Below are 6,319 nucleotides of genomic sequence, written 5' to 3'. Positions count from 1 at the left end.
TTTCTGGTGCGTACCGGGCTGAGAGGCGGTGTAAGTGAACTGTAGTTGCCATGTTTTACGGCAATGAGAGCAGAGATAGCGCTGATGTCCGGCAGTGCTTTTGCCGTTACGCACCACGCCTTCAGTAGCGGAGCAGGAAGGACATCTGATGGAAATGGAAGCCACGCAAGCACCTTAAAATCACCATCATACACTAAATCAGTAAGTTGGCAGCATTACCCTGTATGTTTAATACCCGTCTCTATCGGGTTAATTTTGATGAGGCTAGCGTCCAGGGAATGGGCATTTCCATACTCCGTGGAGAGGAAAATATCCCCATTGATAGTGATACCCTGGTAACACTACAGAAATTCTTTGAAGAAGATTGTACCTCTCATACTGGCATGTCACAAACTGAGGATAATATTAATGCAGTCGCTATGAAGATTACTGCAGATATTATGCAACACGCAGATTGAGGTTAAGTCGAAGAACAGCCAATGAATTGACTTTACAAGAGAGATAACTTATTTGTTTTAGAATCATGAATGTTAGCCCGAGCTAACCTGTTAAAGGTGCAAAAGATTGCACCTTTTTCAGATTACCTCGGGCCTGGTTACGTCGCTTTCGGCTTACTGATTTTCCTCAATTAGCAACGCTTCAAGCAAATCGAGATCGTGCAGTAATTTTTGCAGCGTTTCGTTGCTGATCTCCCGCGTGGCGCGCAGGTGGTACAGTTCAGCACGTTCAGAACGCAATGCCGCCAGACGGAAGCGACGCTCAAGGTTCTCTTCCTGCACGGAACTTTCAACGTCGTTACGTCCATCGGCGCGACGACGCAGGTTACCAATGACGCGAGAACTGACCTCCGTAAGCAGCTGGTTATCGATATTCTCTTCGGTATCCGCCGCCAGACGCTCCTCCATTTTCTGGATCGCCACAATCGCCACTTCTGCCGTTGCCGCTCGCGCAATACGTTCCTCTTTCAATTGTTGCGAATGATCCGCGACTTCAATGTGTTGTAGCAGAATAGGCAACATCACCACACCGACAAACAGCGAGAAGAGAATGACGCCAGCCGCCAGGAACACCAGCTCATAGCGCGCCGGGAAGACGTTACCATCCGGCAAGAGCAGCGGGATAGAGAGCACACCGGCCAGAGTGATCGCCCCACGCACCCCGGCGAAAGACGCGATCAGGATTTCTCGTGTGGTCCACGAACCAAACTCCATCGGCTTCTTCTTCAGGAAGCGGTTGCTGAACTTTTTCATCGTCCACAGCCAGCCGAAACGGACCAGCATCAGCGCCGCATATATCAGAATAATATCGGTAAACAGCATCCAGATTTCGACGTTAGGGTCGATTTCTGCCGCCATCAGCGACGTCTCCAGAATACCCGGCAGCTGCAGACCTAACAGCAGGAACACCATGCCGTTAAAGACAAATTCCAGCATCGCCCAGGTGCTGTTTGCGCGCAGGCGCATTGCCAGCGGCGCACGGCGCATCACACCGGAGCGGGTGATGGTCATCCCGGCGGCAACCGCAGCGAGGATGCCGGAAACGCCAATATGTTCGGCAATCAGATAAGAAGCGAATGGCAGCAAGAACAGCAGAACGATCTGCGTCGCGGGTTCATCACCGCCCCAGCGGCTGAGGAATCGCAGCGAGCGACCATACAGCCAGCTCACCACAAAACCGGCAAGAATACCACCAATGGCTACTTTCATAAATTCGACCGTCGCACCGCCGACGGTGAAGATCATCGTCCCCATCGCCACTGCCACGGCAAACTTCAACGACACCAGGCCGGAGGCGTCATTCATCAACGCTTCGCCCTGCAAAATGCCCATGATTTTTTTCGGGATGCGCCCTTCGCCAACAATTCCGGAGAGCGCCACAGCATCGGTCGGAGAAAGTACCGCCGCCAGCGCAAAGGCGGGGATCAGCGGAATGCCCGGCACCACCCAGTAAATAAGGAAGCCAATGCCGACCACGGTGACCACCACCAGCGCCAGCGCGAGGCCGAAAATCTCTCGACCATGTTCGAGAAATTCACGGGTCGGCGTTTTCCAGCCATCAGCGAACAGCAACGGCGGGATAAACAAGACTAAAAAGAGTTCAGGATCAAACTCCACATGCAAACCAAACGTCGGCCACGCCAGTAGCGCACCGATGGCGATTTGCATAAGCGGAAGCGGGATCTGAAAGGGCATGACACGAGTGACCACCCCGGACAGCGAGACCACGAGGGTCATTATCAGTATGGTGAAGAAGATTTCCATGCGTTCCCTGTTTGCGATGTTTTTTTATGATCTGAGAAAGGCGTTATGCCTGAATTCTCATTTTTTCAGAATATCGCAAAAGCTCACACAATGTGCGGAGAAAATAAAAACGGGCAGCCATTGCCACCCGTTTTCAGAATCCGATGAAAGATTAGATAGCCCAGCCACCCGCATAGAAGGTCACCAGCGCCACGGCGATAACGACCGTACCGATGTTCAACTTGCGCCATTCGCCGGAAACCAGACGACCAATCACCAGAGTCGCGAAGCCGATCATGATGCCTGTTACGATGTTACAGGTCAGCACGATGAATACCGCCGTAACCAGACCCGCCATCGCATCAACAAAATCAGCAAAGTCGATTTTCGCCACGTTGCTCAGCATCAGCAGGCCAACGTACATCAGCGCCGGAGCCGTTGCATACCCCGGAACGAGGTAAGAGAGCGGAGAGAGGAACAGAATCAGCAGGAACAGCACGCCAACGGTGATAGCCGTCAAACCGGTTTTACCGCCCGCCGCCGTACCCGCCGCAGACTCGATGTATACCGCTGCCGGAGCAGCACCCACCAGGCCAGAGAAAACGCTGCTCATGGAGTCAGTGGTCAGTGCTTTCCCACCGTCGATGATCTGCCCATCTTTATCCAGCAGGTTCGCCTGGCCGGCGACGGCACGGATAGTTCCGGTGGCATCAAATACTGCCGTCATCACCAGCGCCAGAACGCTTGGCAGGACTACAGGATTCAGCGCGCCCATAATGTCCAGGCTGCCAATCAGTGAATTGCCGTTTTCATCGCTCAATGAAGGCATGCCGAAAACGCCGGAGAAATGGACGTTAGGATCGAAGATCAAACCGACAATTGAGATACCGATAATGGTCAGCAGAATGCCACCAGGGACTTTCAGTTTTTCCAGGCCGATGATCACCGCCAGACCTACCAGTGACATAATCACCGGGAAGGTCGCGAAATCACCCAGCGCAACGGGCAGACCATCAAGCGGGTTTTTAATCACCAGACCAACACCATTAGCGGCAATGAGCAGCAGGAACAGACCGATACCGATCCCCGTGCCGTGCGCCACACCGTGCGGCAAGTTGCGCAAAATCCAGCTACGGATACCCGTGGCAGAAATTACCGTAAACAGCACACCCATCAGGAACACGGCACCCAGCGCGACAGGTACGCTAATATGTTGCCCCAGCACCAGGCTGAATGCGGTAAACGCCGTCAGGGAGATGGCGCAACCAATCGCCAACGGCAGATTAGCCCACAGACCCATCACGATAGAACCGAGTCCGGCAACCAGACAGGTTGCAACGAAAACTGCCGCAGGCGGGAAGCCTGCTTTACCCAACATACCTGGAACGACGATGACCGAGTAGACCATCGCCAGAAACGTTGTTAACCCGGCAACCACTTCCTGACGGACAGTGCTTCCACGTTGTGAAATTTTAAACCAGGCGTCGAGTGAACCGCCGGTACGCGCTGATGGCGTAGACATAAGAAAACATCCCCTGAGAGTTTAATTTTCGTCAAGATGCGTGGCGGACAATCCCCTGCCAGCGAAACGTTATCTTCCTGCTCCAGGTTTGCGACAATTTACTGCGTCGCAAAAAAGCAAACGTTTAGCTCCGCGCATACAAAACGGGTGGTAAAAAAAGCAAACGATTATCCGGCGATCATAGCGGCTTTTTCAACCGAAGTTTGCTGCTTTTTTCTCTTTTATTGTCTTGACGATGAAAAAACAGGCAATTGATGCGCAAACGTTATCGTCGGTGCGCAAGATTGCAGCGTTATCGAGCCGTATACCGTTCAGGATTGCGATAAAAAATCGTCTGAGATGACAAAAATATTGCGGTTAAAAAGTATACTTTTACACTGGCGAAGAAACGTCGGTGACATACAATTAAAGCATCAACACCAACCGGAACCTCCACCACGTGCTCGAATGAGGTGTGTTGACGTCGGGGGAAACCCTCCTGTGTACCAGCGGGATAGAGAGAAAGACAAAGACCGGAAAACAAACTAAAGCGCCCTTGTGGCGCTTTAGTTTTGTTCATCTTCCAGCAAGCGTGCGCCGGTACCTTCTTCTCCTAAGCGGTCGCCCGGGTTACGCAACGGGCAATCACTGCGCGAAAGGCAGCCACAACCAATACATCCGTCCAGTTCGTCACGCAGCGCCACTAAGGTATGAATGCGCCGATCCAACTCTTCTCGCCATTGGGACGAAAGCTGTTTCCACTCTTTCGCACTTAACGTATGCCCTTCTGGCAACACGCCAAACGCTTCACCAATGGTCGCCAGCGGAATGCCAATACGCTGAGCAATTTTGATAATTGCAACATATCGCAACACATCACGTCTATATCGCCGCTGATTGCCGCTGTTACGGATACTGGTAATCAACCCTTTACTTTCATAGAAATGCAGCGCCGATACCGCCACACCGCTGCGTTTCGCCACTTCGCCGGGGGTTAGCAGCGCTTTAATGCGGGGTAATTTCTTTTCCATAAATCGCTTTACCTCAAGTTAACTTGAGGAATTATACTCCCCAACAGATGAATTAACGAACTGAACACTGAAAAGAGGCAGATTTATGTCCCATCAGAAAATTATTCAGGATCTTATCGCATGGATTGACGAGCATATTGACCAGCCGCTTAACATTGATGTAGTCGCAAAAAAATCAGGCTATTCAAAGTGGTACTTGCAACGAATGTTCCGCACGGTGACGCATCAGACGCTTGGCGATTACATTCGCCAACGTCGCCTGTTACTGGCCGCCGTTGAGTTGCGCACCACCGAGCGTCCGATTTTTGATATCGCAATGGACCTGGGTTATGTCTCGCAGCAGACCTTCTCCCGCGTTTTCCGTCGGCAGTTTGATCGCACTCCCAGCGATTATCGCCACCGCCTGTAGTTTTATTGCCCGCGCGTTAACTCCCGCGCGGGTAATTGCTCCATCCATTGCATAAACACCTGCGGCGGCATCGCCTTCGCAAAAAACCATCCCTGGCAATAGCGCACGCCGCGTTTGCGCAGCCAGTTAACCTGCTCCTCAGTTTCGACGCCTTCAGCGATCGTTTTTAACCCCAGGCTGTGCGCCAGCTCGATGATGTGTTCCGCAATCAAATGACTGGTTTTGTGGGTGGTCAGCGTTTCAACAAACGATTTATCGATTTTCAAAATATCGACATTCAATGATTTAAGGTTATGCAAGTTAGAGTAGCCAATACCAAAATCATCAATTGCCACTTCGTAACCAGCCTGGCGGAAAGCCAGAATAATCGGCGTCATTTTTTCGACATCAAGAAATGCATGCTCAGTCACTTCAAATTTAATTTGCTGCGGACGCACCGCGTATTGCTCTGTTTTCTGATTGATTCGCGCTATCAACCGTGACGTATGAAAATCGGAGGCCGACAGGTTAATAGAAACATAGCGATCTGCATGTGTTGCCAGGTAATCGCCCAGATCGCGGAAGACATTATCAATAACATAATCAGTTACCTGTTCTATCATCCCCTCCTTTTCTGCCAGCGGAATAAACTCTGCCGGATTCATTACTTGCTCCTGCTCACTAGGCCAACGTAACAACGCTTCAGCGCCGATACATTTTTCTGTTTTGATATCGATTATTGGCTGGTAATAAAGACAAAGTTGATGTTTTTCTAGAGCGCGTTGCAATTTGCGTTTGGGAGACAAATAGTTTTGTCGAATACGTAGCCAGAGTAATAGCAGAACAAGACTCCCCAAAATACCGGCGGGCAACGCAAAAATAAGGTAATGACTCCAACTTACTGATAGTGTTTTATGTTCAGATAATGCCCGATGACCTTGTCATGCAGCTCCACCGATTTTGAGAACGACAGTGACTTCCGTCCCAGCCTTGCCAGATGTTGTCTCAGATTCAGATTATGTCGCTCAATGCGCTGAGTGTAACGCTTGCTGATAACGTGCAGCTTTCCCTTCAGGCGTGATTCATACAGCGGCCAGCCATCCGTCATCCATACCACGACCTCAAAGGCCGACAGCAGGCTCAGAAGACGCTCCAGTGT

At 51.1% G+C, this 6,319-nt stretch carries 6 protein-coding genes and 2 pseudogenes; 2 read left to right on the top strand and 6 right to left on the bottom strand.

Annotated features, from left to right (window positions below; translation table 11 throughout):
- On the bottom strand, positions 1-165 hold a 165-nt coding region (locus BHE85_RS09580; RefSeq protein WP_047664789.1), incomplete at its 3' end, for an IS1 family transposase.
- A 59-nt stretch (positions 166-224) separates the two neighbouring features.
- Between BHE85_RS09580 and BHE85_RS09575 the strand changes: the two are divergent.
- Positions 225-458 (top strand): annotated as a pseudogene (locus BHE85_RS09575) (pentapeptide repeat-containing protein); the annotation flags it as partial.
- Between the two features lie 153 nt (positions 459-611).
- Here BHE85_RS09575 and BHE85_RS09570 read toward each other — a convergent pair.
- The 3 genes from BHE85_RS09570 to soxR all read right to left on the bottom strand — a co-directional run bounded on the left by BHE85_RS09570 (position 612) and on the right by soxR (position 4,772).
- The gene (locus BHE85_RS09570) at positions 612-2,261 is read right to left on the bottom strand and encodes a Na+/H+ antiporter (RefSeq protein ID WP_000402207.1); all 1,650 of its coding nucleotides are present in this window, start codon (positions 2,259-2,261) and stop codon (positions 612-614) included.
- Positions 2,262-2,412: 151 nt separating this feature from the next.
- Positions 2,413-3,762 (bottom strand): guanine/hypoxanthine transporter GhxP, encoded by a 1,350-nt coding sequence (ghxP, locus tag BHE85_RS09565; protein ID WP_000106889.1) that lies wholly within the window; start codon positions 3,760-3,762, stop codon positions 2,413-2,415.
- A gap of 545 nt (positions 3,763-4,307) precedes the next feature.
- Entirely contained in the window at positions 4,308-4,772 is a 465-nt protein-coding gene (soxR, locus tag BHE85_RS09560) for a redox-sensitive transcriptional activator SoxR (RefSeq protein ID WP_000412434.1), read from the bottom strand.
- An 85-nt stretch (positions 4,773-4,857) separates the two neighbouring features.
- On the opposite strand from soxR, the gene soxS reads away from it, so the two are divergent.
- Positions 4,858-5,181, top strand: coding sequence for a superoxide response transcriptional regulator SoxS (gene soxS, locus BHE85_RS09555; protein ID WP_000019358.1), 324 nt, complete (start codon positions 4,858-4,860; stop codon positions 5,179-5,181).
- A gap of 2 nt (positions 5,182-5,183) precedes the next feature.
- On the opposite strand, the pseudogene pdeC reads toward soxS, so the two are convergent.
- Positions 5,184-6,047: pseudogene (gene pdeC / locus BHE85_RS09550) on the bottom strand (c-di-GMP phosphodiesterase PdeC); the annotation flags it as partial.
- An 11-nt stretch (positions 6,048-6,058) separates the two neighbouring features.
- Positions 6,059-6,319 (bottom strand): IS1 family transposase (locus BHE85_RS09545; protein WP_000317683.1); only part of this gene is annotated, 261 nt, incomplete at its 5' end.

It is taken from the genome of Shigella sp. FC1567, from assembly GCF_001743015.1.
Lineage (GTDB): Bacteria > Pseudomonadota > Gammaproteobacteria > Enterobacterales > Enterobacteriaceae > Escherichia > Escherichia coli.
The sequence above is the reverse complement of the archived record's forward strand: the minus strand, read 5'-3'. Positions and strand labels throughout refer to the sequence as shown.

Coding starts and splice junctions, on each gene's coding strand:
- BHE85_RS09570 (WP_000402207.1), bottom strand. CDS start 2,261: ATGGAAATCTTCTTCACCATACTGATAATGACCCTCGTGGTCTCGCTG.
- ghxP (WP_000106889.1), bottom strand. CDS start 3,762: ATGTCTACGCCATCAGCGCGTACCGGCGGTTCACTCGACGCCTGGTTT.
- soxR (WP_000412434.1), bottom strand. CDS start 4,772: ATGGAAAAGAAATTACCCCGCATTAAAGCGCTGCTAACCCCCGGCGAA.
- soxS (WP_000019358.1), top strand. CDS start 4,858: ATGTCCCATCAGAAAATTATTCAGGATCTTATCGCATGGATTGACGAG.